The organism is Algoriphagus oliviformis, assembly GCF_017254915.1.
Classification (GTDB): domain Bacteria; phylum Bacteroidota; class Bacteroidia; order Cytophagales; family Cyclobacteriaceae; genus Algoriphagus; species Algoriphagus oliviformis.
In genome coordinates, this window is record NZ_JAFKCT010000002.1 from 182,853 (window position 1) to 208,227 (window position 25,375).

The 25,375-nt window shown below is 54.0% G+C and carries 20 protein-coding genes; 11 read left to right on the top strand and 9 right to left on the bottom strand.

The window, feature by feature from the left end; all coding sequences use genetic code 11:
- The first annotated feature begins 241 nt into the window (after window positions 1–241).
- The 8 genes from J0A68_RS06450 to J0A68_RS06485 all read left to right on the top strand — a co-directional run bounded on the left by J0A68_RS06450 (window position 242) and on the right by J0A68_RS06485 (window position 10,843).
- Window positions 242–1,885, top strand: a complete 1,644-nt coding sequence (locus tag J0A68_RS06450; RefSeq protein ID WP_206577367.1) for a TldD/PmbA family protein — start codon at window positions 242–244, stop codon at window positions 1,883–1,885.
- A 17-nt stretch (window positions 1,886–1,902) separates the two neighbouring features.
- Window positions 1,903–3,237, top strand: a complete 1,335-nt coding sequence (locus J0A68_RS06455; RefSeq protein ID WP_206577368.1) for a TldD/PmbA family protein — start codon at window positions 1,903–1,905, stop codon at window positions 3,235–3,237.
- A gap of 83 nt (window positions 3,238–3,320) precedes the next feature.
- Window positions 3,321–4,004: a DUF4159 domain-containing protein gene (locus J0A68_RS06460; protein ID WP_206577369.1), complete on the top strand. Its 684-nt coding sequence runs from the start codon at window positions 3,321–3,323 to the stop codon at window positions 4,002–4,004.
- A gap of 7 nt (window positions 4,005–4,011) precedes the next feature.
- Entirely contained in the window at window positions 4,012–5,004 is a 993-nt protein-coding gene (locus J0A68_RS06465) for an AAA family ATPase (RefSeq protein WP_206577370.1), read from the top strand.
- Window positions 4,994–5,860 carry a DUF58 domain-containing protein gene (locus J0A68_RS06470; protein WP_206577371.1) on the top strand — a complete coding sequence of 289 codons (867 nt, stop codon included), beginning with the start codon at window positions 4,994–4,996 and terminating at the stop codon, window positions 5,858–5,860. The genes J0A68_RS06465 and J0A68_RS06470 overlap by 11 nt, the downstream gene beginning before the upstream one ends.
- Entirely contained in the window at window positions 5,860–7,032 is a 1,173-nt protein-coding gene (locus tag J0A68_RS06475; protein ID WP_206577372.1) for a BatA domain-containing protein, read from the top strand. Before J0A68_RS06470 ends, J0A68_RS06475 begins: the two co-directional genes overlap by 1 nt.
- Window positions 7,029–9,230: a hypothetical protein gene (locus J0A68_RS06480; RefSeq protein WP_206577373.1), complete on the top strand. Its 2,202-nt coding sequence runs from the start codon at window positions 7,029–7,031 to the stop codon at window positions 9,228–9,230. The genes J0A68_RS06475 and J0A68_RS06480 overlap by 4 nt, the downstream gene beginning before the upstream one ends.
- Entirely contained in the window at window positions 9,227–10,843 is a 1,617-nt protein-coding gene (locus J0A68_RS06485) for a hypothetical protein (RefSeq protein ID WP_206577374.1), read from the top strand. The genes J0A68_RS06480 and J0A68_RS06485 overlap by 4 nt, the downstream gene beginning before the upstream one ends.
- A 13-nt stretch (window positions 10,844–10,856) precedes the next feature.
- Here the strand turns inward: J0A68_RS06485 and J0A68_RS06490 are convergent, their stop codons facing one another.
- From J0A68_RS06490 to J0A68_RS06500, 3 genes are all read right to left on the bottom strand, one after another.
- Complete coding sequence (locus J0A68_RS06490) at window positions 10,857–12,239, bottom strand: glycoside hydrolase family 30 protein (protein WP_206577375.1); 1,383 nt, start codon at window positions 12,237–12,239, stop codon at window positions 10,857–10,859.
- Window positions 12,240–12,299: 60 nt separating this feature from the next.
- The gene (locus tag J0A68_RS06495; RefSeq protein WP_206577376.1) at window positions 12,300–12,701 is read right to left on the bottom strand and encodes a hypothetical protein; all 402 of its coding nucleotides are present in this window, start codon (window positions 12,699–12,701) and stop codon (window positions 12,300–12,302) included.
- A gap of 94 nt (window positions 12,702–12,795) precedes the next feature.
- Complete coding sequence (locus tag J0A68_RS06500; protein ID WP_206577377.1) at window positions 12,796–13,293, bottom strand: hypothetical protein; 498 nt, start codon at window positions 13,291–13,293, stop codon at window positions 12,796–12,798.
- Window positions 13,294–13,478: 185 nt separating this feature from the next.
- On the opposite strand from J0A68_RS06500, the gene J0A68_RS06505 reads away from it, so the two are divergent.
- Together J0A68_RS06505 and J0A68_RS06510 are read left to right on the top strand one after the other, a co-directional pair.
- Window positions 13,479–13,859: a hypothetical protein gene (locus tag J0A68_RS06505; protein WP_206577378.1), complete on the top strand. Its 381-nt coding sequence runs from the start codon at window positions 13,479–13,481 to the stop codon at window positions 13,857–13,859.
- Window positions 13,860–13,932: 73 nt separating this feature from the next.
- Complete coding sequence (locus J0A68_RS06510) at window positions 13,933–14,922, top strand: TerC family protein (RefSeq protein WP_206577379.1); 990 nt, start codon at window positions 13,933–13,935, stop codon at window positions 14,920–14,922.
- 16 nt (window positions 14,923–14,938) lie between these two features.
- Here J0A68_RS06510 and J0A68_RS06515 read toward each other — a convergent pair whose 3' ends face one another.
- Window positions 14,939–16,144, bottom strand: a complete 1,206-nt coding sequence (locus tag J0A68_RS06515) for an acyl-CoA dehydrogenase family protein (protein ID WP_206577380.1) — start codon at window positions 16,142–16,144, stop codon at window positions 14,939–14,941.
- A gap of 116 nt (window positions 16,145–16,260) precedes the next feature.
- On the opposite strand from J0A68_RS06515, the gene J0A68_RS06520 reads away from it, so the two are divergent.
- Entirely contained in the window at window positions 16,261–17,232 is a 972-nt protein-coding gene (locus J0A68_RS06520; protein ID WP_206577381.1) for a tryptophan 2,3-dioxygenase family protein, read from the top strand.
- Window positions 17,233–17,320: 88 nt separating this feature from the next.
- Here J0A68_RS06520 and J0A68_RS06525 read toward each other — a convergent pair whose 3' ends face one another.
- The 5 genes from J0A68_RS06525 to J0A68_RS06545 all read right to left on the bottom strand — a co-directional run bounded on the left by J0A68_RS06525 (window position 17,321) and on the right by J0A68_RS06545 (window position 25,336).
- On the bottom strand, window positions 17,321–18,205 hold the full coding sequence (locus J0A68_RS06525) for a ChaN family lipoprotein (RefSeq protein WP_206577382.1): 885 nt from the start codon (window positions 18,203–18,205) through the stop codon (window positions 17,321–17,323).
- Between the two features lie 285 nt (window positions 18,206–18,490).
- Window positions 18,491–19,231 carry a sugar isomerase domain-containing protein gene (locus J0A68_RS06530; RefSeq protein WP_206577383.1) on the bottom strand — a complete coding sequence of 247 codons (741 nt, stop codon included), beginning with the start codon at window positions 19,229–19,231 and terminating at the stop codon, window positions 18,491–18,493.
- Between the two features lie 22 nt (window positions 19,232–19,253).
- On the bottom strand, window positions 19,254–21,368 hold the full coding sequence (locus J0A68_RS06535; protein ID WP_206577384.1) for a c-type cytochrome domain-containing protein: 2,115 nt from the start codon (window positions 21,366–21,368) through the stop codon (window positions 19,254–19,256).
- A 205-nt stretch (window positions 21,369–21,573) separates the two neighbouring features.
- Entirely contained in the window at window positions 21,574–23,028 is a 1,455-nt protein-coding gene (locus tag J0A68_RS06540) for a DUF1501 domain-containing protein (protein ID WP_206577385.1), read from the bottom strand.
- 1 nt (window position 23,029) lies between these two features.
- Window positions 23,030–25,336 carry a PSD1 and planctomycete cytochrome C domain-containing protein gene (locus tag J0A68_RS06545; protein ID WP_206577386.1) on the bottom strand — a complete coding sequence of 769 codons (2,307 nt, stop codon included), beginning with the start codon at window positions 25,334–25,336 and terminating at the stop codon, window positions 23,030–23,032.
- Window positions 25,337–25,375 lie beyond the last annotated feature (39 nt).

The window sequence follows — 25,375 nt, forward strand, 5'->3', positions numbered from 1 at the left end:
TACTGTTTTATTCGGGGAAAGGGAGGCTGCCGGAAAACCCTCATGCTGTAAAAAACACGGCCAATCGTCCGGTTTTTCAGCCTTTGGGAGGCCAGGTTTGGCAAATCCAAGGCCTCAAACGGTATATTCTCCACCAATTAAACCCATTTTACCGCAATTGTAATATTGTCGAGGAATTGATCTGAGAATAGGATTACATTAGTGGATACAGAAGAAAACCTAACCATAAAAACAAACATCCTTGAAAAGAAGAGATTTTATCCACCTGTCCAGCTTGGGCCTTGGAGCCTTGATGACTCCGGGAGTCATGGCGATGGGAAATCCCGTCTCCGCCGAGCGACTCATTGAGCCAGGTATCGACGTGGCCGCCAAAAAGCTCCTCGCGGACACCGCCCTCAATGCGGCCAAAGCCAAAGGGGCGACCTACTCGGACGTACGTATCGGACGATACCTGTCCCAGAGCATTTTCACCCGCGAGAAAAACGTCCAAAACATCTCCAATACCGAGACTTTCGGTGTCGGCATCCGAGTGATCGCCAATGGAACCTGGGGCTTCTCGGCTACCTCGGACGTGACTCCTGAGGGCATTGCCAAGTGCGCGGAGACTGCCGTGGCTATCGCCAAAGCCAACTCCAAACTCCAAAAAGAACCCGTAGTCCTCGCCCCAGAAAAAGGCCATGGAGAGGTCACCTGGAACACGCCCATCAAAAAGAACGCGATGGCCGTGCCGGTGAAGGAGAAAATCGACCTTATGCTGGCAGCCAACAATGCCGCACTGGACAACGGTGCCGCTTTCGTGAACTCCGCCATGTTTATGATCAACGAGCAGAAGTATTTCGCTTCTACCGACGGCTCCTACATCGATCAGGACGTGCACCGCATGTGGCCAAACCTGACCGTGACCGCGGTCAATAAGGCTTCGGGTGGCTTCCGCTCCCGACAAGGCCTCAGCACCCCAATGGGTATGGGCTACGAATACATGGATGGCCTGGCCTCCGAAAAAATCCCCAACGCCGCTGGATTCAACAGCTACCGCTATTCCTACGACATGGTCGAGGATGCCATCACAGCGGCCAAGCAGGCCAAGGAGAAGATCGCGGCCAAGTCCGTTTTGCCAGGAAAGTACGACCTCGTACTGGACCCTGACCATCTCGGCCTGACCATCCACGAGTCCATCGGCCACCCGCTGGAGCTGGATCGTGTACTCGGCTATGAAGCAAACTATGCGGGTACCAGCTTTGCGACCCTGGACAAGTGGAAGTCCGGTGACTTCAAGTACGGCTCGGACATTGTCAATGTCATTGCGGACAAAACCCAACCTTACTCCCTGGGCAACATGGGCTACGACGACGAAGGCGTGAAGTGCAAGGAGTGGGACCTGATCAAAAACGGCGTGTTGGTCAACTACCAAGCGATCCGTGACCAAGTAGGCATCTTGGGTGAAAACGCTTCCCATGGCTGTTCTTTTGCTGACAACTGGAGCTCCGTGCAGTTCCAGCGTATGGCAAATGTGTCCCTGAAGCCTGGAACCGAAAAGATGACTCCGATGGACATGATCAAAAACGTGGAAAAAGGAATCTACATCCTCGGTCGTGGATCTTTCTCCATCGACCAGCAGCGGTACAACTTCCAGTTTGGTGGGACAGTTTTCTTCGAAATCAAAAACGGAGAAATCGCCGGCATGCTCGAGGACGTGGCCTACCAGTCCAATACGCAGGAGTTTTGGAACTCATGCTCTGCGATCTGCGACCAGGACGACTACCGATTTATGGGTACTTTCTTCGATGGAAAAGGGCAGCCGTCCCAATCCTCCGCGGTATCCCACGGAAGCTCGACCACGCGCTTTGACGGAGTGAATGTCATCAACACGGCAAGAAGTATTTAATCCACAACACGAGCATTATGGCCATTTTGACTAAAGAAGAAGCTAAAAAATATATAGATAAGGCGCTGTCCTATGCCAAAGCAGACGAGACGGAAGTTTCGATTTTCGGCGGCCGGACAGGCAATATCCGCTATGCAAGAAATACAGTAAGTACCAGCGGGGAATCCAATGAGATTCAGCTCAATGTGACTTCTGTGTTTGGAAAGAAAATCGGTTCCTCCTCCATCAACGAACTGGATGACGCCTCCCTGAAAAAGGCGGTAGAAAGATCCGAGGAGATCGCCCAGCTGGCACCGGAAAACCCAGAGTACATGCCAATGCTTGGCCCTCAGCCCGATCCGGGCTCCGCGACTTTCAGCGCTGCTACCGACAAGATCGACCCAGACTACCGCGCCCAGCTGGCAATCGACTCCATCGAGCCTTGCGCCGCGGCAGGATTGGTGGCGGCCGGTTACCTGGAGGACTTCTCGGGCTTTGTCGCCAGAGGCAACAGCAAGGGACAATTCAACTACAACACCAATACATCCGTGGACTTTTCCGTCACCGTACGGACTGAGGACGGCACAGGCTCCGGCTACGCGATCCGCGATTTCAACGACGTAAGCCTGCTCAGTTCCAAGGACGTGACGACTGTCGCCATGCAAAAGGCACAGGCTTCCAAAGGCGCTCAGGCGATCGAGCCGGGTAAATACACGGTGATCCTGGAGCCAACCGCCGCGGGTGATCTGATCCGCTTGATGTTTGGCGGCTTTGATGCCAGAAATGCCGACGAAGGCCGAAGCTACATGAGCAAAAAGGGCGGAGGAACACGTTTGGGGGAAAAGCTTTTTGACGAGCGGATCACCATCATCTCCGATCCTGCCAATACCGAAATTCCGACATCTCCCTGGGATGGCGACGGTGTGCCAAGACAGAAGACTGTTTGGGTGGAAAATGGCGTGGTGAAAAACCTGGCTTATTCCCGCTACTGGGCGGAGAAGCAGGGCGTTCCTCCTTTGTCAAGACCCGGAGGAGGATTTGGTGGGGGAGGATATATCTTCTCCGGAGGAGACCAGTCCGTAGCCGACATGATCAAGAGCACCGAGCGGGGTGTCCTCGTGACCCGCTTTTGGTATATCCGGGCAGTCGACCCGCAGACCTTGCTCTACACAGGTCTGACCCGAGACGGTACTTTCTACATCGAAGACGGCAAGATCAAGTTCCCGCTGAAAAACTTCCGATTCAACGAGAGTCCGATCATCATGCTCAACAACATCGAAGCGCTAGGCAAGCCCCAGCGAGTGGGAGGAAGCATGATCCCCGCGATGAAAATCCGGGATTTCACCTTCTCCAGCTTGTCTGACGCCGTTTAAATCAGTCAGCAGTAGGCAGTGGTCAGTAGGCAGGAAGCCCTTGATCACTGCCTGCTTTGATTGAGCGATTTTACCCTTGCGAAATGCCAACTGCGAACTGGAAACTGCCAACTGCCAATTGGAATCTGCCAACTGAAAACTGGAACCTGCCAACTGGCACCTTTTTCTTCACCCGTCTCAAATACACCTCTGGCAACTGGGACACGGATCAGCGCATGCCTTCCAATCTCCTGCACAGCCTGGTGGAGTACACGACGATCCCGATAGACGAAAAGGAACGCATCATCGAACTCAGCAGCGAGGAAGTCTTCAAGAGTCCTTTCTGTTATCTGAGTGGACACAAGTTGGTGGAGTTTACCCAGGAGGAACGCAGGATCTTCAAGACCTACGTGGAGCAGGGCGGCTTTGTCTTTGTCGATGATTGCAACCATGACATCGACGGACTCTTCGCCAAGTCCTTTGAGGAGGAAATGGCGCGCACCTTTGGGCCGGAGGCCCTACAAAAAATCCCAAATGACCACTACCTCTACCGCTGCTTCTTCGAGTTTGAGGACGGTCCGCCTGCGACTTCCTTCGAGCTGAATGGCTGGGGAGACGACCTGGTACACGACTACCTCAAAGCAATACAAGTCAACGGCCGCATCGGGGTACTGTATAGCAACAAAGATTACGGCTGCGAATGGGACTACGACTTTCGCAACAAGCGCTTCAACAAGATCGACAACACGCGATTTGGAGTCAATATCGTGGTATACGCCTTAACCTAAACCAACCTTGGAAACAGAACTGAAGAAATATCAGCAGCTCGTGGATAAGATTCCCTTGCTGAAAAAAGAAATTGCCAAAGTCATCGTCGGGCAGGATGAAGTGCTCGATGAGGTGATCATCACGCTTCTGGCGGGTGGACATTGCCTGCTCGAAGGTGTGCCTGGCTTGGCCAAAACCCTCATGGTGCAGACCATTTCCAAGGTGATGGAGCTCAGCTTCAAGCGTATCCAATTCACCCCAGACCTCATGCCGGGCGACATCCTCGGTACCGAAGTGCTGGAGGAAGACCATAGCACCGGCAAGAAGTTTTTCCAGTTTACCCAGGGGCCGATCTTCGCCAACATGGTTTTGGCTGACGAAATCAACCGAACGCCGCCCAAAACCCAGGCGGCGCTACTAGAAGCCATGCAGGAAAAAATGGTGACCTACGGAGGCAAAAACTATAAGCTGCCGGATCCCTTCCTGATCATCGCGACCCAAAACCCCATCGAGCAAAGCGGCACCTATCCGCTTCCCGAGGCGCAACTTGACCGCTTTCTCCTCTACATCAAGCTCGGATATCCGAACGAAAACGAGGAGCTGGAAGTATTGCAACGAACCACCGGAACCTACAAAGCCAGCCCGGAGAAAATCCTCAATTCAGAGGAAATCAGAGAGCTGCAAAAACTCACTCGTGAAGTTCATCTCGACTCAGCCTTGCTCAATTACATCACGCGGCTCATCCGTGCCACGCGATTGGAAAACACGACCGTGCCCGAGGTAAAAAACTACGTGGAATGGGGTGCTGGCACGCGTGCCGGACAGGCCTTGGTGCTTTGTGCCAAAGCGCGCGCCATCGTCAAAGGCCGCTATTCGGTCATCCCGGAGGACATCGAGCACCTGATTTTCCCGGTGCTTCGCCATCGGATTTCCCTGCATTTCCGCGCCGAAGCGGAGCAGCTGGACGCAGACTTTGTGATCGGAAAAATCCTCGCCCAAACTCCCGTTCATGCCAAGTAACCTGGAGATCATCAAGCTCAACGACCTTCGTCTGTCCGCCCGGCTTATATCCGAGCAGCTGCGGCAGGGAGTCCACTCGGGCATCCGCGTGGGCGTAGGGAGCGAGTTTGAGCAGTACCGGCACTATCGGCCGGGGGATGATCTCAAGCGCATCGACTGGAAGTATTTTTCCCGTTCGGGCAAGTACATGGTGAAGGAGTCCACCACGGAAAGCAACCTCCATATCCGCATGATGCTGGATCTCTCCGGCTCGATGAACTATGAAGAAAAAGGTGTTTCCAGGCTGGAGTACGCCAAAAACCTCCTCGCTTCCTTGGCTTATCTGGGCTATTTGCAGGGGGATTCGCTGAGCTACTATACCCTCTCCGAAGGGAAAGTCGAGCAGAAAGTCTCGCCTACACCCAAGAGCTTCCAGCGGATTCTGTACTATTTGGAAGGTGAAAAAGCCAAGGGATCTTGGCCTTTGGAGCCTTTTCCGGAAAATCTGACCCAAGGTCGAAACCGGGAGTTGATCATCTGGGTGTCCGACTTTTTGCAAAAGGAAACGGAGTGGGAAAATCTCGTGAAAGAATTTATCCACCCGAGAAAAGAACTGGTACTCATCCAGCTTTTGGGCGAGCAAGAGCTTGATTTCAAGCTCGAAGGGAACTTCGTGTTCCGCGATCTGGAGACGGGAGAGGAGCTGGTGCAGGACGGAAAAGCGGTTCAGAGTGAGTTTCGAACTCGATTCAAAAAATATTTGGACGAGCTGAGTCAGCGCCTGCTTTTGCCCAAAGTCCACCTTCTGCGCGTATCCATGCAGACTCCGCTCACGGAAGTGGTGCGGACAGTGCTCAACCGAAAACAGCTCGCGTGATGGAGTGGATTCAGCCGACGTTGTTTTGGGCCATGGCGGGGATCGCTGTTCCGCTTGGCATCCATCTCTGGAATGGCCGCAAAGGGAAAGTGATCGCCTGGGCGGCCACGGCCTGGCTAGACACCAAGGAGTCCCAATCCAGCCGCTCCCTGAAGCTGGAGCATTGGTGGCTTTTGTTGGCTAGGATCATCCTCTGGGCGCTGCTGGTATTGTTGGCGGTGGGGCTATGGTGGAAAAGCCTGGAGCAATCCGGTGCGCCGAAGATCGTCCACGCGCTCTTGCCCGATCCCCAGGTGGAAGCCGAGTTTCGCTTCGAACTGGAGCAGGCGCTTTCCCGTGGGGAGGAGGTTTTCTGGCTGGCTCTGGGACTTCCCGAGTATGAAATTGGGCACGTTTCCCCGGTAGATTTTGACCCAAACCAGATGCAGGCTTATCTCGATCTTTTGCCTAAGGGCCTGGACTCTCTGCACTTCTACGCCCCTGGATTGGACTCTGACTGGGGTGATGGGCTGCTTTGGGTGCAAAAGGCCCCTGTCATGCACCTTGCAACCGAAACCGTCAAGCCAAGCCCAAGTGATCGCCTGATCGGCTTGTCCTCTGGCGATTTTCTAGGTTTGGATGAGTCAGGTGTTCTGCAGAAAATCTCTCCCGAATCCGCTCCAACTTCTGAAAAAACCGCTTCCTCTGGGACAGTCCCGTTCTTTCTCGATGTAAAAGACGAGCAGAAGAAAGCGGAAATCCTGGCGTCACTGGCAGCCTTGGAGGAAGTGTATGGTTTGTCCTTTGAGCAGGCGGATCTTCCGGTCGCCCAAGTGGTATTTTCCGATCAGCCAAATGGGATCGCTGATACTGGGAAGCTTAACTTCCTTGTAGGCGGAAGCGAAACGTCCAATGAGACAGGTCATGTTTCCTTGGCCTCGCCGGCTTCCCTGCCTTGGGAAGAAGTGGTAGAGAAAGGGATTTTGCCGGAATTGATCTTGGCTCCTCTGATTGAGTTTTTGGGGATTGCGCGGACGGACGTCCGCCTCAGCCAAGCCCAAGTCAACCAGAAATTCGTAGAAATACCCAGAGCCAAGCAAGCTGCCGCGGCCAATACCACGGAGATTATGCTTTTCCTGATCGCCCTTTGCTTTGCCCTGGAGCGCTTTTTAGCCTATCGTAGCCGCCTGTGAAGACGCTTAACCAACATATCAAATCACTGGAAAACCAGCTTTGGCTCAATGCTTGGCTGAAGGGTTTGCTCTGTTCTGTTGTCTTGGGCTCGCTGCTTTCCATTTTCGGCTTGAATGGCTTGGCGCGTAGTGGAGTTGTCGGAGGAGCTGGAGCTATTTTAGCGATTTATTTTGGTGCCTTCCGTCCCCAACGTGCCCGTGCAGTTCGGATTCTCCACGAGCGGGTTGGAGGGCTGGAGTTTAGCTTGGAGCTGTTGGAAAAAGGGAATCCCAGCATTGTCGAAAGACTGCAATTGGATCGGATCGCCTCCAGAATACCTCCAAAAATCTGGGTTTTCCATAAAGGACTTACTCCGTTTTTGTTGTCCTGTGGAGTGGTCATGGCGTTCAGTTTATTGCTCAATTTCCTGCCCATCACGCAAAAAAGTGCCAACTCGAACTCTTTGGAAAAGGAACGTCTCCCGGCTGTTTTGGCCGAAAACGCTCCCGTTCTTTTATCCCAAAGCCAAGTCCAGATCGCCGCGCCCAGCTATACGGGAATCGCTCCCCAAGAGCAAACCAGCCTCGATATCAAGGCCATCAAAGGTTCAAATATCACTTGGAGTCTTGGTTTTGAAAGTGCTGATAACCTGTCTGTTTTCTTGGTGAGTTCTACCGGGGCCATGTTGCCATTTTCAAAAGATGAAGACAGATACCAACTCAAGGAAGAGCTGACCGGATCGGGTATTTATTCTATTCAGGCCTTCCGTGGGGAGGCCCAGGTTTTCGAGTCGAAGTTTTATACGTTGGAAGCCATCGTCGACCAAAGCCCGCAGATTTTGCCGGAGGAAAAGGAGAGCTACAAGTTCTTTTTCCCTGGAAACGATCCCAAGCTCCAGCTCAAGGCCCAGGTCAGTGACGACTTCAGGGTGAGCCGCGTGGAGATCGTGGCGACTTTGGCGCGGGGTAAGGGAGAAAACGTGAAGTTTCGCGAGACACGCTTTCCGGTGGAGACCAAACCTTTTTCTTCCAAGCAATCCACCTTCACGCTCAATGTGAATTCCCTGGATTTCCAGCCGGGCGACGAACTGTACTACTACTGGGTGGCGGCGGACAACAAGGCTCCAGAGGCCAATATCAGCCGCACGGACACGTATTTCATCAAGTATTTTGACGACTCGGAGGAGAGTAATGCGGTGCTGGAGGGCATGGCGATTCAGGTTTTGCCGGAGTACTTCCGCAGTCAGCGCCAGATCATCATTGATACCGAGAAGCTGCTGGCCGACAAGCCCAAGCTCGCCGAGAAGAAGTTTAACTCCACTTCCAACGAGATCGGCTACGACCAAAAACTCCTCCGGCTACGCTATGGACAGTATCTGGGGGAGGAGTTTGAGACGGCTGCCGTAGGGGTAGTGGTGGAGCCGACCAATGATGGGGATATGCTGGCGGGCTACATGCACCTGCATGATCAGGAGGGCGAGCATGATCCAGATCCAGCGAAACCAGGACAGTTTGGACCTACGGTGGAGCACCAGCACGAGACTGGAGGCCACGACCATGGCCACGAGTCGGAGGAGGGCGATGCCATGGAAGACCTGATGAGCGCGTATATCCACGCGCATGATTCGGAGGAAATGAACACTTTTTACGAGCAGTCCACTCGTGGTGCGTTGAAAGGCGCTCTAGAACAGATGTGGCAGGCGGAGCTCCACATGCGGCTTTTTGAGCCGGAAAAAGCACTGCCTTACCAGTACAAGGCCCTGGAACTTCTGAAGAGCGTACAGCAAAAGTCCCGGGTCTATGTGAAGCGCACGGCCTACGATCCGCCGCCGATCAAGGAGGAGGAAAAGCGCCTGTCTGGGGAATTGGAGGAATTGGACTTGGAGATCCAAAAGGAACTGGCGATGCTGGACCGGCAGATCGAGCCCCTGGCTTCGGCTGTGCTGGGTTTTTTGGCGAAAGCCGAACTCAGCGCCCAAGAGCGGGAAACCGTGCGTGAACTCGGCAGTCTTTGGACTAAAAAGGCGCAAAATTCCCAACTGGCTGACCTCAACCTGATCTTGCATCTGCAAGAGCTCGAAGCGGGAAAATTGGACGAGAAAGGCCGAAGGGAGCTTCGCGACAAGCTCTACCCCCTGGCCAAAAACTATAAAAATCCCGGCGCTTCCACACTTGCCAACGAATCCCTGAAATCCGCTTTCCGAAAGAACCTGAGATGAATTTCCATTACCAACCTTTAGTTTCTTGGCCGTTTTTCTTCGGGTTTGTCGCGATCCTGGTCTTGGTCGGGGGACTGACTTTGTTTTTCCAATGGAGAAATAAGACAGCCTCCAAGCGACTGCTGATTCGCGGCCTGCTGCTGCTGGGGTTTGTTTTTTGCCTCGCAATGCTGCTACTCCGCCCTCAGCGTGAAGTGGAGCCGGGCGAAAGACAAGTGATCGTGTACCAAGACGATTTGGATAAAAAGCAGGTTGATTTCTGGCGGGACAGCTTGGAAGTAAATCGTGCAGTGGCGCTATCGAGGTTTCAGCCAAGGTCTGAGATGGTGTTTTTGCTTGGGGAAAAATTCGATGCGCAGCAGCTCTATGGCCTCAGAAACCTCGATTTTGAGTGGATTCTTCCGCATGAAAACGCCGCGGTTCGCGACTTGGCTTGGAAAGGCTTTGTGCGGAAAGGGGAGAAGCAAAGGTTGGCCTACGAAGTTTATTCCGAGTCGGATAGCTCCATGCTGGCCATTTCCGGATCAAATCTGGAGCCGAAACCCTTGACCAAGGGTTGGAATTCGGGCTTGCTGGAGTTTTCGCCCAGCGGCCTCGGTCGGGCGGAGTTTCCGCTGCTTTTGGACGAGGACACGCTGGCCAATGTCCGGTTTTACATCGGAGCGGCTTCGCCAAAAAAGTACCATTTCCAGCTGGGGTTCCCGAGTGCGGAGAGCCGTACGCTGGGCAACTGGCTGCGGGAGAAAGGGGAGAAAGTCACCGAGGAGATCCAGCTGTCCAGAGAGACGGTTTTGTATAGCGGCTTGGCGGGTGATTCCTTGCAGGTCTTGATCGTCGATCCAGCCCAGTTGGAGCAAAAGTCGGTTCAAAACCTGGTGAAGGAGGGAAAGGCAGCCTTGGTCGTGATGAATGTCAGCCAGGCTGTGGAGACCGCGCAGACGCTCAATCGGCTCTTCGGGACGGATTTCCAGGTGTCGAGGATCAGTCAGGAAGAAACGAGGACGTTGGAAAGCGGAGCGGAAACGCTTCCTTTTTCCTTTCTTGAAAAGTCCGGGCAAAAGCTGCGGCAAGACGGCAGCCTGGCAGTTCAACTGGCGGGCAGTGTTCCGGTCTCCATGTCTTTGATCACTGCGAGTTATCCTTTTTCTCTTCAAGGGAAAAGTGAGGAATATGAGGCTGTCTGGGGCGAACTTTTTGGTTTGCTGGAGCCGGATGAGAAATCGGCCTGGCGCATGGAAGCGCCCCTGCTAACGGGCGTCTCCAAAGACCTTGAGCGGCTTTCCCAAGATTCCCTTCCCGATCAGCTCATTTGGGCGAAGGACACGATCTACTTGCGAAGAAGCGCTGCAAACCCGTTTTTGGCCGAGGGCAAGCTGCAAATCACAGACAGCTCTTGGGTGGATTTGGATTCCGGTTTTTCGGCTTTTGTCTACGGGGAAGACGAATTGGCGGCGCTTAGGACAAGGGCTTTGATTTCTGATTTGAAAAGCAACTCGCCCAGTCTTGGTGGCGAAAGCAGCAGTTTTCGTCTTCCTTTTTCACCTTGGATTTGGATCGTGGGGATGCTGCTGACTTTGGGTCTGCTATGGTTGGAGCCGAAGTTGCAGCTTTAGGCTGGACTTTTTCTCACCAAACCCAAGTCCCGACGGCTCCCGGATTCAGCTGTGCTTCGATCAGTTTTTCCCCGTCCTTGATGACAAAGTCTTTGGGCTCTTTGGACTCATTGAGCACGATGAGGACTTTTTTGCGGTCAGGCCTCCCAAAAGCGACATTGGGCAGTCCCTCCAATTCGTTGGAATCTATCCTGACAGCGCCTGGATCCACAAATTTGCTGGCATGGGCGATGATGTAGTAGGCTGGATTGCGGGTCACGGAGTCCCCGGCGATGGTCACCGCGCCAAGGCAGCGGTCGCAGCCGCCGCGGTCGGTATGCGGGGTGAGTTCGGGATTGGAGCTCAGGTTCCATTCCAAGACAGTCTTCGCCCAGTTACGAGGAGCGCCGATCACCAGATTTTTCACATGCCAAGCCAGATCGCCTGCCAAGTCGCCCGGAGCGCCTACCCACTGCTCGGTGAAGTAGATGTTTTTGTCAGGGAAAGCCTGGTGTACCTCGGACAATGCCTCGATTTTTCCCCCATAGAGGTGAAAAGCCGATCCGTCGATAAACGGATGAGCCAAGCTGTCCTGCAACACCGAGATCGGGTAGTCTGGCCGGTCCGCGTTGTGGTCGTACACGACGATCTTGGTTTTGATCCCGTTTTCTTCGAAAGCTGGCCCGAGATGCAAGCCGATAAACCTTGCCTGCTGCTCAGGAAGCATGAGAAGCGAGGGATTGTTGCCGGGATGGAGGGGCTCGTTTTGGATGGTAAGGGCATCGATGGCAATGCCCAGAGCCTCCATTTCCTGGATGTATTTGACCAGGTAGCAGGCGTAAGCGGATTCAAACTCCTCCAAAAGGGAACCGCCGCGGGTGTCCTTGTTGTCTTTCATCCAGGCAGGAGGTGACCAAGGAGAGGCCATGAGCTTTAGATTCGGGTTGATTTGCAGGATCTCCCGCAGCACGGGGATCACGTCCAGCGTGTCCGGCCCCAGGCTAAACTGGGTCAATTCCGGATCGGTCGCCAGAGAGTCCCTCAGGTCATTGTAGGAGAAAGGATACTCGTTCAGGTCGGAAGCGGCCACTGAAAGGCGCAGGTAGGAGATTCGGATTTCCTTTTCCCCATCCCCGAAAAGCTCCCTCAGAAGAGCTCTCCTTGCTGGGGCTCCCATCGCCAGCAGGTGCTTTGCGCTGCCTTGGCTCAGGGTATAGCCAAAGCCATCCATGGCTTGGAATCCTGTCTCTGCATCGATGGTAATGGTCAGTTCGGACGCTTCTGGCTCCTGACCCTGGTCTTGTTTTTGAAAGAACACATTGGCTTTGGGGTCGGTCAGCCAGAGCTCGTAGCTTTGCTTCTCCTTTGCGCAGCTTAGACAAAAAAGGGCAAGTAGGAGAGGAAGAATTTTTTTCATTTGGGTGAAAAGAAAAAGCCTTGGAAGGATTTCCAAGGCTTCAAATTGAGTGAATTGCCGTCAGAAAGCAAGCGCTGCCAGCCCTAATTTTGACTTGAGGGGGTTGATGCCGCTGATGACTTTTCCCAGATACTTCTGGGCCAGTTCATTGCCCATCAGGTCGGTGAGAAATTTAAGACGTTTGTTTTTCAGGCCCAGGATGCTGGACTTTTTGCTGTCGTCTGAGCCGGAGCCCCCGACCACCTTCATGAGGTCGTTGACGAAAGACTTGTTGTTGGCCTTCAGCTTGGAGGTTTGGTCCCCGGTGAGGTTGAGATCGGAGGAGCTATTGTCCAAGATGGAAAGCACCTGGCTGGAAAGGGCGTCGGAGCCGACATTGGGGACTTTGGGTATCTGTGCCTGGGCAGCAAATGCAAAGAAGAGCAGGAAAAGGAAAGCCGAGAGAAATTTTGTTGCGTTCATAAATTTTGAAGTTGAATAATACTTGAATTCAGGATATTCTGGGTGTCCATTGACTAAACCGTGAAACCCCATTGGGGAGGCAGTTTCTGGTTTTTTACTTTTTGAAAAGGCTGGAGCCAAACTTGATCACGTCGCCCAAATCAAAAGAGTCGGTGTCGTTGCTCGTACCGAAGATGGAGCTGAACACCTCTCCGAGTCCGCTTTCGTCGTTTTTCTTCATGGAGTTGACGACCGATTCGGCGATTTCCTGGTTGGGACGGGGGGCTGCGTTTACGCGGTTGTTGAAGAAGTTGAGCAGCAGGGGGAGGGCCTGTGAGGCAAGAGCCATGGCCTTGTCGCCGTCTATTCCCAGTTTTTCGCTGATGCCGCTGCCAAAGGCTCCTTTGAGGTGGTTGACTGTAGGGCTGTCAGCTGGGGTTTCGGATCCCGAAAACATCTCCATTATGCCACTGTAGTCCCCAGAGCTCGCCTGGCGCTGGATGACGTCGAGGAAGGATTCCCTCACTGCGTCTGACGAGTCCCTGCTTCCTCCCGCGCTGGCGAGCAAATCCTGGAGGGGGCCGTTTGCCGACTTTAACAATTGGTCTATCATAAGAATAAAAGTTTGATTTCTATAAAGTTGGGGATATTTCCGAGAATATGCGAGAAACGCTGCCAGTAAGTGGGGGATTCGGGATCTGGAGGAGGACCGCTTTCCAGCTGGGCCGGCTCGCTGGTCAGAGCTTTCTCCCTAGCGAAATATTCCCCTTGGTATTTCCCTAAATCCCGAAGGCATTTATGCCGATTCTTCTACCTTTGCTGCCTCACAGCGCGACGATGAAAAAGCAGGCTTTCTTTGGCTTTGTCCTGGCAGGCTGGATTCTGGGGGTCTTTTTGATCTGCATGTTTCCACCGGTAGCCGACTACCAAGTCATACAGCCCAGCGCCGGCTACCTTGGCCAAGACACTTTGCCTGAGCTTCACATGAGAAGCTCCGCCCAAACCCTGTCCCTTGTGCAGGCGGAGTGGATGAAGCAGCTTCCTGGCGAAGTCATCGTGTTTGAGGCAGGAGCGGTGCAGGTGCTTGATCCAGAGCTGGTCAGCCCAGGGCAAGACGAGCACACCTCCCCGCTGTTTGACGCCAAAGTGCTCTTTCAGCCATTTTTTGAGACCTGGTAGGGAAAAGTCCTCCAGTAGTCCTCCTTTTCGGCTTGCGCCGGTGTATGATCCTTTCCCCAGATTTTCCCTTTCCATGAATTCATTAATCAACCATCCCGGTATCCTGATCGGTTTTGCCCTAGTCGTAGCCTTTATGCTCTTGCTCGACCTGGGTGTTTTCAACAAAAAGAGCCACATCATCTCCAACAAAGAGGCAGCGATCTGGTCGGTGTTTTGGATTGGCCTATCCATGGTCTTCAGCATTTTCATCTACATCGTCACCAATGAGGAAGTGGGCATGGAGAAGTTTTCCCAGTTCCAGTCGGCTTATTGGATAGAAAAAGCCCTTTCGGTGGACAACCTCTTCGTCTTTATTCTGGTCTTTGGCTTTTTCAAAGTTCCCAGGGAATATCACCACCGCGTGCTGTTTTGGGGGATTATTGGGGCCTTGGTGATGCGCGCAATCTTCATTTTCGCGGGGGTGGGGATCATTTCGATGACTTACCTGCCGGAAATGGAGATCCTCGAGCGATCCGTCCGTATCAATGTCGTGCTGACTGTTTTTGGGGCTTTTCTCATCTATGCCGGCTACAAATCCTGGTTTGCCGACCACGATGCGGAGGAAACCGAGGACTACAGTAAAAATCCGGGCGCACGGCTGATCTACCGCTACTTCAAGGTGACGCCGGAGTACCACGGGGACAGGTTTTTCACGGTGAAAAATGGAGTGAAAATGGCTACCCCCTTGCTGGTCGTCGTTGCCGTGATCGAGTTTACCGACCTGCTTTTCGCAGTGGACTCCATCCCGGCGATTTTCGCCATCGCGCCAGACGACCCCTTCATCCTCTACACGTCCAACATATTTGCGATTTTGGGGCTCCGTTCCCTTTATTTTCTGCTGGCCAATTTCATCCACATGTTTAGCCGACTGAAGTTTGGCCTGGCCATCATCCTGGCTTTTATCGGCTTCAAGATGATCTCAGCGCCATTTTACCATGTAGGCTCCACGCCGTCGTTGGGAATCGTCGGGGGGATCTTAGCGGCGTCGGTGCTGGCGTCGGTGATTTGGCCGGAGAAACTTTAAAATTTTCCAATCAGAGCTACTTAAAAGCCGCAATCCCCGTGATCTCCTGACCCAGAATCAGCAGGTGGATGTCCTGCGTGCCTTCGTAGGTGACGACAGATTCCAAATTCATCATGTGGCGCATGATGGGGTATTCGCCTGTGATGCCCATGCCGCCGTGGATCTGGCGGGCTTCCCGGGCGATATTTAGCGCCATCTCCACGTTGTTGCGCTTGGCCATGGAGATGTGGACGGTCTTGGCAGTGCCCTCATTCATCATCTTTCCGACCTTCCAAGCCAAGAGCTGCGCCTTGGTGATCTCGGTGAGCATCTCGGAGAGTTTCTTTTGCGTCAGCTGGAATCCCGCGATAGGCTTGCCAAACTGGATGCGCTCGGCGGCATACCTTCTCGCTGAGTCGTAGCAGTCCATGGCCGCACCGATAGCTCCCCAGGCGATCCCAAAGCGCGCCGAGTCCAAGCACATCATCGGTGCACCCAAACCAGACTTGCCAGGCAGCAGGTTTTCCTTTGGCACCTTCACGTTGTCAAAGACGAGTTCGCCGGTGCAGGAAGCGCGTAGCGACCACTTGCCGTGGGTCTCGGGAGTGGAAAAGCCCTCCATGCCCCGCTCCACGATCAGGCCGTGGATGCGGCCTTCCTCGTTTTTCGCCCAGACGACGGCAATGTCCGCCTTGGGTGAGTTGGAGATCCACATCTTGGCGCCATTGAGCAGGTAGTGGTCGCCCATGTCCTTGTAGTGCGTCACCATGCCGCTGGGATTGGAGCCGTGGTCGGGCTCGGTGAGGCCGAAGCAGCCCAGGTACTCCCCGGAGGCCAGCTTGGGAAGGTATTTTTTCCGCTGCTCCTCGGAGCCAAACTTATAGATCGGATACATCACGAGTGAACCCTGCACCGAGGCCGTGGAGCGCATGCCCGAGTCGCCGCGCTCGATCTCTTGCATGATCAGGCCGTAAGAGATGTAGTCCAGCCCACCGCCACCGTACTGCTCTGGGAGTTGGGGGCCAAAGGCTCCCACTTCGCCAAACTTCCGTACGATCTCGTAGGGGAAATGGGCTTTCTGAGCCCAGTCTTCGATGTACGGAGAGATCTCCTTTTTCACAAAATCCCGCATCGAGGCCCGAATAAGCTTCTGCTCTTCGGTCAACAAATCGTCCAGATCAAGAAAATCTACACCTTCAAAAAGATCCTGTTTTTGGGATTTCCTGATGTCAACAGCCTCCATGTTATATTTGGTTTATTTTTGGGAATCACTCATTTTTGCCGCACAGAGTGCCGGGCTAGTCCCGAAATTAAGGAGAAAGCCTTCGAATTTGCTACCCTTTTGATTAAAAAATCCCCATGCCCAGTTCCCAGTTTGACCCGAAAGTGCTAGAGAAAATCCACCAGTTGGAATCCAAATTCAAGTCTTCGGGCCAAGACCTTCTTTCCTACCTGGAGGGCCTGCTCCATGCCGACTACCTGACCTATTGGGACTATATCAACCTCGACGTGCTGCTCTCCCTGCAGCAGCCCAAAACCAGCTTCAAAGACGAACGGATCTTCATCATCTACCACCAGATCACTGAGCTGTACTTCAAGCTGATCATCTCCGAAATGGAGCAGATCGCCGATCAGCAGAAGCTGACCGAGACTTTTTTCAAAACCCGTCTGGAGCGGATTCTGATGTACTTTGACCACCTGATCAGCTCCTTTGCCATGATGTGGAAGGGGATGGAGCGGGAGCAGTTTCTCCAGTTTCGCATGTCGCTGTTGCCTTCTTCTGGTTTTCAGAGTGCGCAGTTTCGGGAGATTGAGCTGATGGCCACGGATGCTTTTCACCTGATCGCTTTGGAGAAGCGGGCCGAATACGACTACCACAGTCCTGGAGATGATCTCTTCGAAAACCTGTATTGGCAGCAGGGAGCCATCGAGTTGGCGACGGGGGAGAAGACGCTGACACTGAAAAACTTCGAGGAAAAATACGGCAAGAAGCTCATCGAGCTCATCGAAAGCTACCGCCGCAAAAACCTCTGGCAGAAGTATATGGAGCTGGAGTTTCCATCCGAATCCCTGCGTGAGATGATGCGTCAGTTTGACTTGAAAGCCAACGTCTTCTGGCCTTTGGCACACTACAAGTCGGCCGTACGCTACCTGCAGCGCGACCCCGTCGATATTGCCGCGACCGGCGGCACCAATTGGCAGAAGTACCTCCCTCCGCGCTTCCAAAAGGTCATCTTCTTTCCCGAGCTCTGGTCTGAAAAGGAGATGGAGGAATGGGGCAAAGGCTGGGTCGTGAAGGAGATTTTCGGAGAGGAAATCCAAAAAGGCTAAGAAGAAAAATGCCAGCTTGTTGGCTGGCAAGGCTCTCCGTTGGCAAGTTTGCAGGTATGCGATCCTGCGGTAGGCGGGCCTGTCGAGCCTATCGTTTCGTCTGAGTCATGGAGTCCGCCACCACGATGATGTAGTTGGCGATGCTGGATCGATCTTCTTTGCTCAACTCATTCCATTCTTTTTCGGTCAGGGTGGTGATGGACTTGATGTCAAAGCCCGGGCGGATTTGGTTGATCCACCAGATGATGCCCTGGGAGTAGTTGGAATGGTAAGAACCCTCGAAGTGAAACAGCAAGTTGCCGGCGCGATGGGACTCGATGGAGAAATGGGCCATCGTGGCGTCCTTCGCCGCTTGGGCTGCTTGGATGTTGAGCATGTTGGGAGGAGTGTGGTTTCCCATCGCCTTGGCCATTTCGGCATAGGCCTTTACTGTAGGATCGAAGTACTTTTCCAGATCCGGGCCTATCATCGCCAAGCCCTCAGGACTCAGCAGTTTGAGGGATTCTAGACCTTTCTTGTTGATCATAGAGGCATAGCGCCGGGGGATGTTGGTGGCGATAAAGCGCAGGTTTTTTTCCTTCGCAAAGTCCAGCAGAGGCTTGTAGTCCGTCTGGTAGTTGCCCCAGAGCTGGGTGATCTCCGGGAGCATTTTGTCCTCGGGATACAGATCCTGCAGGTATTCGTCTATCACCAGCTGGTTGCCGTTTTCAAACATTTCCGCACCGAGATACAGGTCTTGCCCTTTGATCTCGTACAGGCTTTTCGTCATCTCCAGTTGTAGCCAATGCGAAATAGGGTTGGTATGGTACTCCCCAAAGAAGACCATGTCGCTTTCGGACAGATCCCGGATCATCTTATCATAGTCCGCCAGCTTGCCTCGGTGGTCGTAGAGCTGGTAGGCGGGTTTGTTTTGGGCAAAAGTGAGGGTGGCCAGAACGAAAGTGAATAAAAAACCGAGCGTAACCTGTTTCATGGTGTGACAAATGGATCTCTTGTGTGGGTTACAAAAAAAGCAAGAAATCACGAAAGACATCGTCAAAGTCTCGGAAAGAAAATCAGAATGCCCAAGGCTTATGCCCTAGGCATTGAAAGGAAGTAGAGCAGTCTAGAGCTTTGTCACTGGGCCTTGGTCGCTGGATCGATCCGGTCCTATTCAAGCACGCCGCTGCGCAACTTGCCCAATTCAAATTTCCAAGCGGGCAGAAGGGCCAATCGGCATCCTCGCGAACAAAGTTGTGGTCTCGAAGCTACCGGCTCCTTACAATATCCTCACCTCAGCTTTGTATTTGCTGATCAGGTTTTCGTTGTGGGATTCGCCCTCGTTGGAGTTGGAGCTGTTGAAGACCTCGGGGACGATGCCGTTTTCCAAGGCCAGGGCGGCTGCCTGCACCATGATTGCATTGAGGAGGGCGGCACCGACTACGGTAGAGGTCGCGCCGACGTTGGTATGGAGGCCGTCCAGGTCGATGGCTGCGTCGCCGATCTCTCCAAAAGTATCCAGGAAGATGTCGCTGACTTGGAAAAGCTTCAGACCGGAAGAGTGGCGGGAATCCACCGACTTGCTATGGGCATAGTTGGTGATCACGATGACCTTCGCGCCCTTTTCCTGCGCGATCTGGGCCATCTCCACGCTCACCGAGTTGCGGCCGGAATTGGAGGCGATGATGAACACGTCCTTGTTAGTAATGGCATAGGGCTGGAAGAGCGTCTGGGCATAGCCCTCGCGGCGCTCCACGACCGTGCTGCCGGAGGCGTCCTTGTGCAGCATCAGCGAATCATCCAAAATGGGAATAACCCGGGCAAATCCCCCGGCCCGGTAGAAGATCTCCTCTGCGAGCATGTGGGAGTGGCCGGTGCCGCTGGTGTAGATCCAGCCATGGTTTGCTATGGCCTGCGCGATCCATTTGGCGGCGATTGATATTTCTTTTTCCTGCCGGAAAGCCTTCTGGAGTTTTTCAAAAACGGATTCCCGATAGCGCTTGTACGGTTCTGTACTCATCAATAGTTTTTTGGGTGAAAGGCTAATTCAATAATATTTCGTCCACAAATACCCATCCTTTTGCCCCTGCTCCAGGGTGCCAAGAAGGGAGTTTCGAAATAGGTTTCAGCCTGATTTTGACTTGGTCAAAACCCGTTTCCGGCAGGGGAAACGTCAACACTCCAAATCTAGCTTCTTCTATTTTAGTAGACTGGGTGCTCTCCGTTTCCGGAATTTTCTGCCAGTTCTGCTGATTTCCGGTCCAAATCTCCACTTTTTCCGGTGGAAAGATGTAGGCGGTCTCGTTTAGAAGAATACTGATGCTAATCTCTTTCGGGCTATTGTTTTTCTCCAAAAATATCTCAAGCTCCAGGGGCGACTCGTTAAATCCGAGCCAATTCCCTGATCCATGGGTAGTCTTTCCCTTTTCGTGGTCAAAGAGGGAGCTGGCACCGTTGGCCTTGTAGCGGCCGTTGCCCTCGTGGGCGAGGCGGTAGGATTGGGGGACTATGCCTGCTTTGAAAAAGACGTCCTTGGTCGGCAAGCTGCCAATCCAGTCCGCGGCAAAGGCCTTCGCGCGAAACTCGCCGGTTTTCTTGACCCAGATCGGCGCGGTGTAGATGGGGCTGCTGAGGCTGTCCGGCTCCGTGCCGTCGAGCGTATAGCGGATCTCGGCTTTACGGATAGGATGGGAGAGGATCAGCTCCATGGAATCTTGGAAAAAGACCTTGTCGTAGCTGACCTTGGGCGAGTTGAGGGGATAGATCACCCCTTTTCCGTCAAATCCAAAATCGATGTGGGCGGAAGAAAGCGCCTGTTGAAGTCTGTCCTGTGACTCTTTGTCCAGTCCCGAGTTCCAAAGGAAAAGCCTCTTGACCTGGCTTAGTTTGCCTAGCGCTTCCACGGCATCCGCACCAAGCTGGTTGCCGGAAAGAGCCAGGTTCCTGAGGCTTTCCAAGGGCTCCAAATTGGCGAGTTGGCTGGCCTGTACACCGGTGAAATTCAGCTGCAGCTCTTCCAGATGGGGGAAGTCACGGAGGAAAGCCAGGTCGACCCCCTCCAGCGGCATGCGGTTGAGGTTCAGCTTGACAACTTGGGCTTTGATGCTTTTCAGCTCCTTCAGCGAGGCCGGATCAAAAGCCGAGGTGCCATAGTAGGCTACCTCCAGGGCGGGAGAACCCGGAAATACCGGGTTGACCTTACGGAAGAAATTGTTCAAGTCCGCGATGTCCGAGTCCGACGCTGCGTCGAAGGTGTAGTTTTTTTGGTTGGAAAATCTGTTGGAAGCCAGCTGAAACAATGGAGTTTCCTTGGGCAGCTCGGCCACCTTTTGGTCAAAGGAACTCCCGGACTCTACCCAAAGCTGGAGGATCTCCAGTTCCTCCTCGGTGAGTTGGGCTTTGTTTTTGGGCGGCATGTGCTCCTTGGATTCCTCCGGTAGGTGGATGCGCTGGATCAGCAGTGATTCCTTTAAGTCTCCGGGTACGACAAAGGGGCCATTTTTTCCGCCCTTCTGCATGCCCGCCAGGTCATCCAGTCGCAGTTCTCCTTTTACCTTGCCTTCCTTGTGGCAGGCGACGCACTTGGCCTCGAGTATGGGCTTTACCATGTGCTGGAAGACTTCGGCATCATCCAGGGCGACAAACTCCACTTCCTCGCTTTGGATGGGAGCGAGGAGGAAATTCTCCCCATGGGTCAAATCCGCACCAAAATGTCCCGTGAGGGTGATCACCAGCGCAAGGGAGGCCGTCGAGAACTTGACGAACTGGGTAGATTTGTTTCTATAGAAGTAGATCAAAACGGCCAAACCAAGCGAAGCCACGCCCAGCCACTGGTGCCACACCAGCATGTCTCCGTCATAGTCTTCGTTGGCCAGCAGCAGGCCCGCCAGTACCGTGAGGCCGGTAAGGTTGGCGCCGAGGAGCAGTGTCCAGGTGCCGAGCTCCCGGAGCTTGGCATCTTTCACCCAAAGCAAGACCACTGCCATCAGCAGCAGGACGATGGGAAAATGCAGGATCAGCGGATGGGCCCTGCCCAGCACTTGGAGGATGGGGGGAATGGACAGGCTTTCTCCGGCGACGCTCAAGATCAGCGCGAGACCGAGCCAAAAGAAAAGGAGGTTTTCGAGGATAGCGGCTATCCGGGATACTTTGGGCATGATGGGTATTTATGCGATGGAAATTTAGCGCGGGACCAATTGTGAAATTGGCTTGTTTTCTTGGATGGAAGACCGGGGACGGAAGACCGAAGACGGGAGGCCGGAGTAGGGCTGTGGTCTGTGGTCTGTGGTCGGTCGACGGTGGACGAGTATCCGTCATTAATGTGTTTTGATTTGGATAGCCACAAAATGTCGGATACTAATCTTATGCAATCAGGTCTTTTACTACTTTGCCGTGCACGTCGGTGAGGCGATAGCGCCGTCCCAGGTGTTTGTAGGTCAGTTTTTCGTGGTCTATGCCCATGAGGTGCATGACCGTAGCCTGGAAGTCGTGGACATGGACGGGATTTTCGGTGATGTTGTAGCCAAAGTCGTCCGTCTCGCCATAGACCATTCCGGACTTGACGCCGCCGCCAGCCATGAAGATGGAGAAGGCTCTTGGATGGTGGTCCCTTCCGTAGTTTTCAGGCATGATCTTGCCTTGGCAATAGTTTGTCCTTCCAAACTCACCACCCCAGATAATCAAGGTCTCGTCCAAGAGTCCGCGCTGCTTCAAGTCGGTGATCAGGCCGGCTGTGGCTTGATCGACATCCTTGGCTTGTCCGATCATCTGGTTAGGCAGGTTGTCGTGCGCATCCCAGCCCTGATGGTAGAGCTGCACGAAGCGTACGCCGTTTTCGGAGAGCTTTCTCGCCAAAAGGCAGTTGGCGGCATAGGTGCCGGGCACCAGGCAGTCCGGACCGTAAAGCTTCACGACGCTGTCGGGTTCTTTGGAAGTGTCCGTGATCTCCGGCACGGCGGTCTGCATGCGGTAGGCCATTTCGTATTGCTGCACCTTGGCGGTGATCTGGGGATCGTTGAATTCCCGATAGCTCAGGTCGTTCATCGCCGCGATCTGGTCGATCATCTTGCGACGCTGGTCGCGGGTCATGCCGTTGGGGTCGGAGAGGTAGAGGACGGGATCTTCTGAGTTTGAAAACTGCACGCCCTGATGGGTGGCATCGAGGAAGCCATTGCTCCAAAGCTTGGAGTACACGCCCTGTCCGTTCCCCTTGCCGCGGCTGAGCAGCACGCAGAAGGCAGGCAGGTTGGCATTTTCGCTGCCCAGACCATAGCTGAGCCAGGATCCCATGCTGGGGCGGTTGCCGACCTGTGCTCCGGTCTGGAAGAAGGTCAGCGCCGGGTCATGGTTGATCGCCTCGGTGTGCATGGACTTCACGATCAGGAGATCGTCCACCACGCTGGAGATGTGGGGGAAAAGCGAGGAGATCCAGGCCCGGCTTTCTCCGTATTGGTTAAAGCCAAAGTAGGAGCCTACCAGGGGAAAGGAACTCTGCCCGGCAGTCATTCCTGTCAGTCGCTGGCCGCCACGGATGGAGTCGGGCAGCTCTTGCCCAAAATTTTTGGTCAAAAGCGGCTTGTAGTCAAAGGTTTCCAGCTGGGAGGGAGCACCGTTTTGGAAGAGGTAGATGATGCGCTTGGCCTTGGGTGCAAAGTGCGGCAAAGCCCGCATCAAGCCGTCCTCGGCTTCCTGCTTGCCATTGAACAAATCCGGTATCATCAGCGAGCCCAAGGCGACGCTGCCTATTCCCAAACTCAGTCGAGAGAGAAATTTCCTTCTGTTGTGGTTGAGTCCCTGTTCTAATATTTCCTTTTCCATCTCAGCTTTTGGTTATAGTCTCCTCTAGGTTATACATACTTACGATCACCTGCATCAGCGCGGCGTTTTCGGGGCTTATGGCTTCGTCGTCCATAGGGTATTCTCCCACGTCCAGGGCCTTTTTGGCACTTTCCGGGTCGGACTGGAATTCAGCCAACACGGTTTCGTAGTAGCCCTCCAGCAGGTCTTGCTCCTCGGACTTCATCTCCCGGCACACGATGCGCTTGAAGGCCTGCGCGATGGCTTCCTCGCCGGAGTAGCGCTGCGAAAGCTTGGTCGCCAAAACCCGCGACGCTTCCAGCACCATGGGGTCGTTCATCATCACGAGCGCCTGGAGGGGCGTGTTGGTACGGTTTCGGCTGATCTCGCAGCGATCCCGATTACTGGAGTCGAAGATGATGGCCTTGGGCGGCGGCACGGTCAGCTTGATGAAGTTGTAGATGCCGCGGCGGTAGAGCTTGTCGCCCCTGTCTTGGACGTAGGTCGCGAGGGTTCCCCGTCCGGAGGTGGCCGCTTCCCAAAGTCCCGAAGGCTGGTATGGCTTGACGCTAGGGCCGCCGATTTCGGTATGGAGCAGTCCGCTGCTGGCCAGTACGAGATCCTGGATGTTTTCCGCAGGCAATCGCAGACGAGGGGCTCGGGCCAAGTAGAGGTTTTCGGGATCGACCTTCAGGTGGTCCTTGTTGATCTCGGCGGATTGGCGATAGGTGGAGGAAAGCAGGATCTGCTTCAGCAGGCGCTTGATGTCCCAGCCATTCTCCATAAAATCCGCCGCCAGCCAGTTGAGCAGCTCGGGATGGGTGGGCAGGTCGCCCTGCATGCCAAAATCCCCCGCAGACTTCACGATGCCTTTGCCAAAGATCTCCTGCCAGACCAGGTTGACGAAGACGCGGGAGGTGAGCGGATTATCCCGGCTGGTGGTCCACTTGGCCAGGCCGAGACGGTTTTTCTCCAGGTCGTCGGCAAACTCAAAGATAGAAGCGGGTGTGGACACCTCTACCGAATCGGTCGGCGCGTCATACACGCCCCGGTCCAGGATGTAGGTGGTGCGCTTTTCCTCGTTTTCGCCCATCACCGAGACGCTGAGCTTGGTGGTGTCGGGATGGTTGATGAAGCTCATGATCCCGTCCAGGTCGTCGCGCTCTATCCAAAGTATAGGGGTTTTGGCGGGTTTGGATTGGCTCACGTCGCCTTCGAAGCCCTTTTCCTTGGAGTTGTTGAAAAAGGCGAACAGCTCATAGTATTCCTTTTGGGAAAAGGGGTCGTATTTGTGGTCGTGGCATTGGGCACACTCCATGGTGATGCCCAGGATTCCCTTGCTGAAGGTGTTGGTCTTGTCCAGAACATATTCGACGCGGTACTCCTCGTGGATGATGCCGCCTTCCTCGGTGTATTTGTGGTTTCTGTTGAAAGCCGTCGCCAGGATCTGCTCCTTGCTGGCATCCGGCAATAGATCCCCAGCCAGTTGCCAGGTGATAAACTGGTCGTAGGGCATGTTGTCGTTGAAGGCGTGGATCACCCAGTCGCGGTAGGGCCACTGGGATCTGACTTCGTCGTCCTGGTAGCCATAGCTGTCGGCATAGCGGGAGATGTCCATCCAGAGCACACCCAGCTTTTCCCCATAGGCGGGCTGGGCTATAAGCTCGTCGATCAGTTTCTCATAGGTGTTTTCTCCGGAGAAGTCCGCGTATTTGTCCAAAGTCTCAGGCGTAGGAGGGAGGCCGGTGAGGTCCAGGCTGGCCCGCTTGATGAGTTCATGGGGCTTGGCCTCTGGATTGGGCTCCAGTTTTTTAGCCCTCATTTTTTGATAGACGAAAGCGTCTATTTCGCTGATTCCCCAGTCACTTTCGGGTACAGCGGGCTTTTCCACTTTCAGAAAGGCCCAGTGGGGCTCGTACTTCGCACCCTGCTCGATCCACTTTTTGATCAGGGCGATTTCCTCTTGAGAGAGGGAAAGATTGGACTCTGGCGGGGGCATGATTTCCCCCGGATCTTCGGAGACGATGCGGTGGTAGACCGCGGACTCCTCTGGCTTGCCCGCCACGAGGGCAAACATGCCAGGACTTTCCTTAAGTGCCTTGAAGGCACCTTCTTCCGTATCCAAGCGAAGGTCGGCCTCGCGCTTGTTGGCATCGGGGCCATGGCAGGCAAAACACTTGTCGGAGAGGATGGGTCGGATGTGGAAATTGTAGCTGACCTGGTCTGAACCGGCCAAGTCCACCGAATTGGGTTCCTTTTGTCCACAACTCCACAGACCGCCTAGCGACGCCAAAAGCGTCAGCGGGAGAAAGGCTTTTCGGAAAGGCATTTTTGGAAATTATTGTTTGAGGGAAAAAAGTTACTGAAA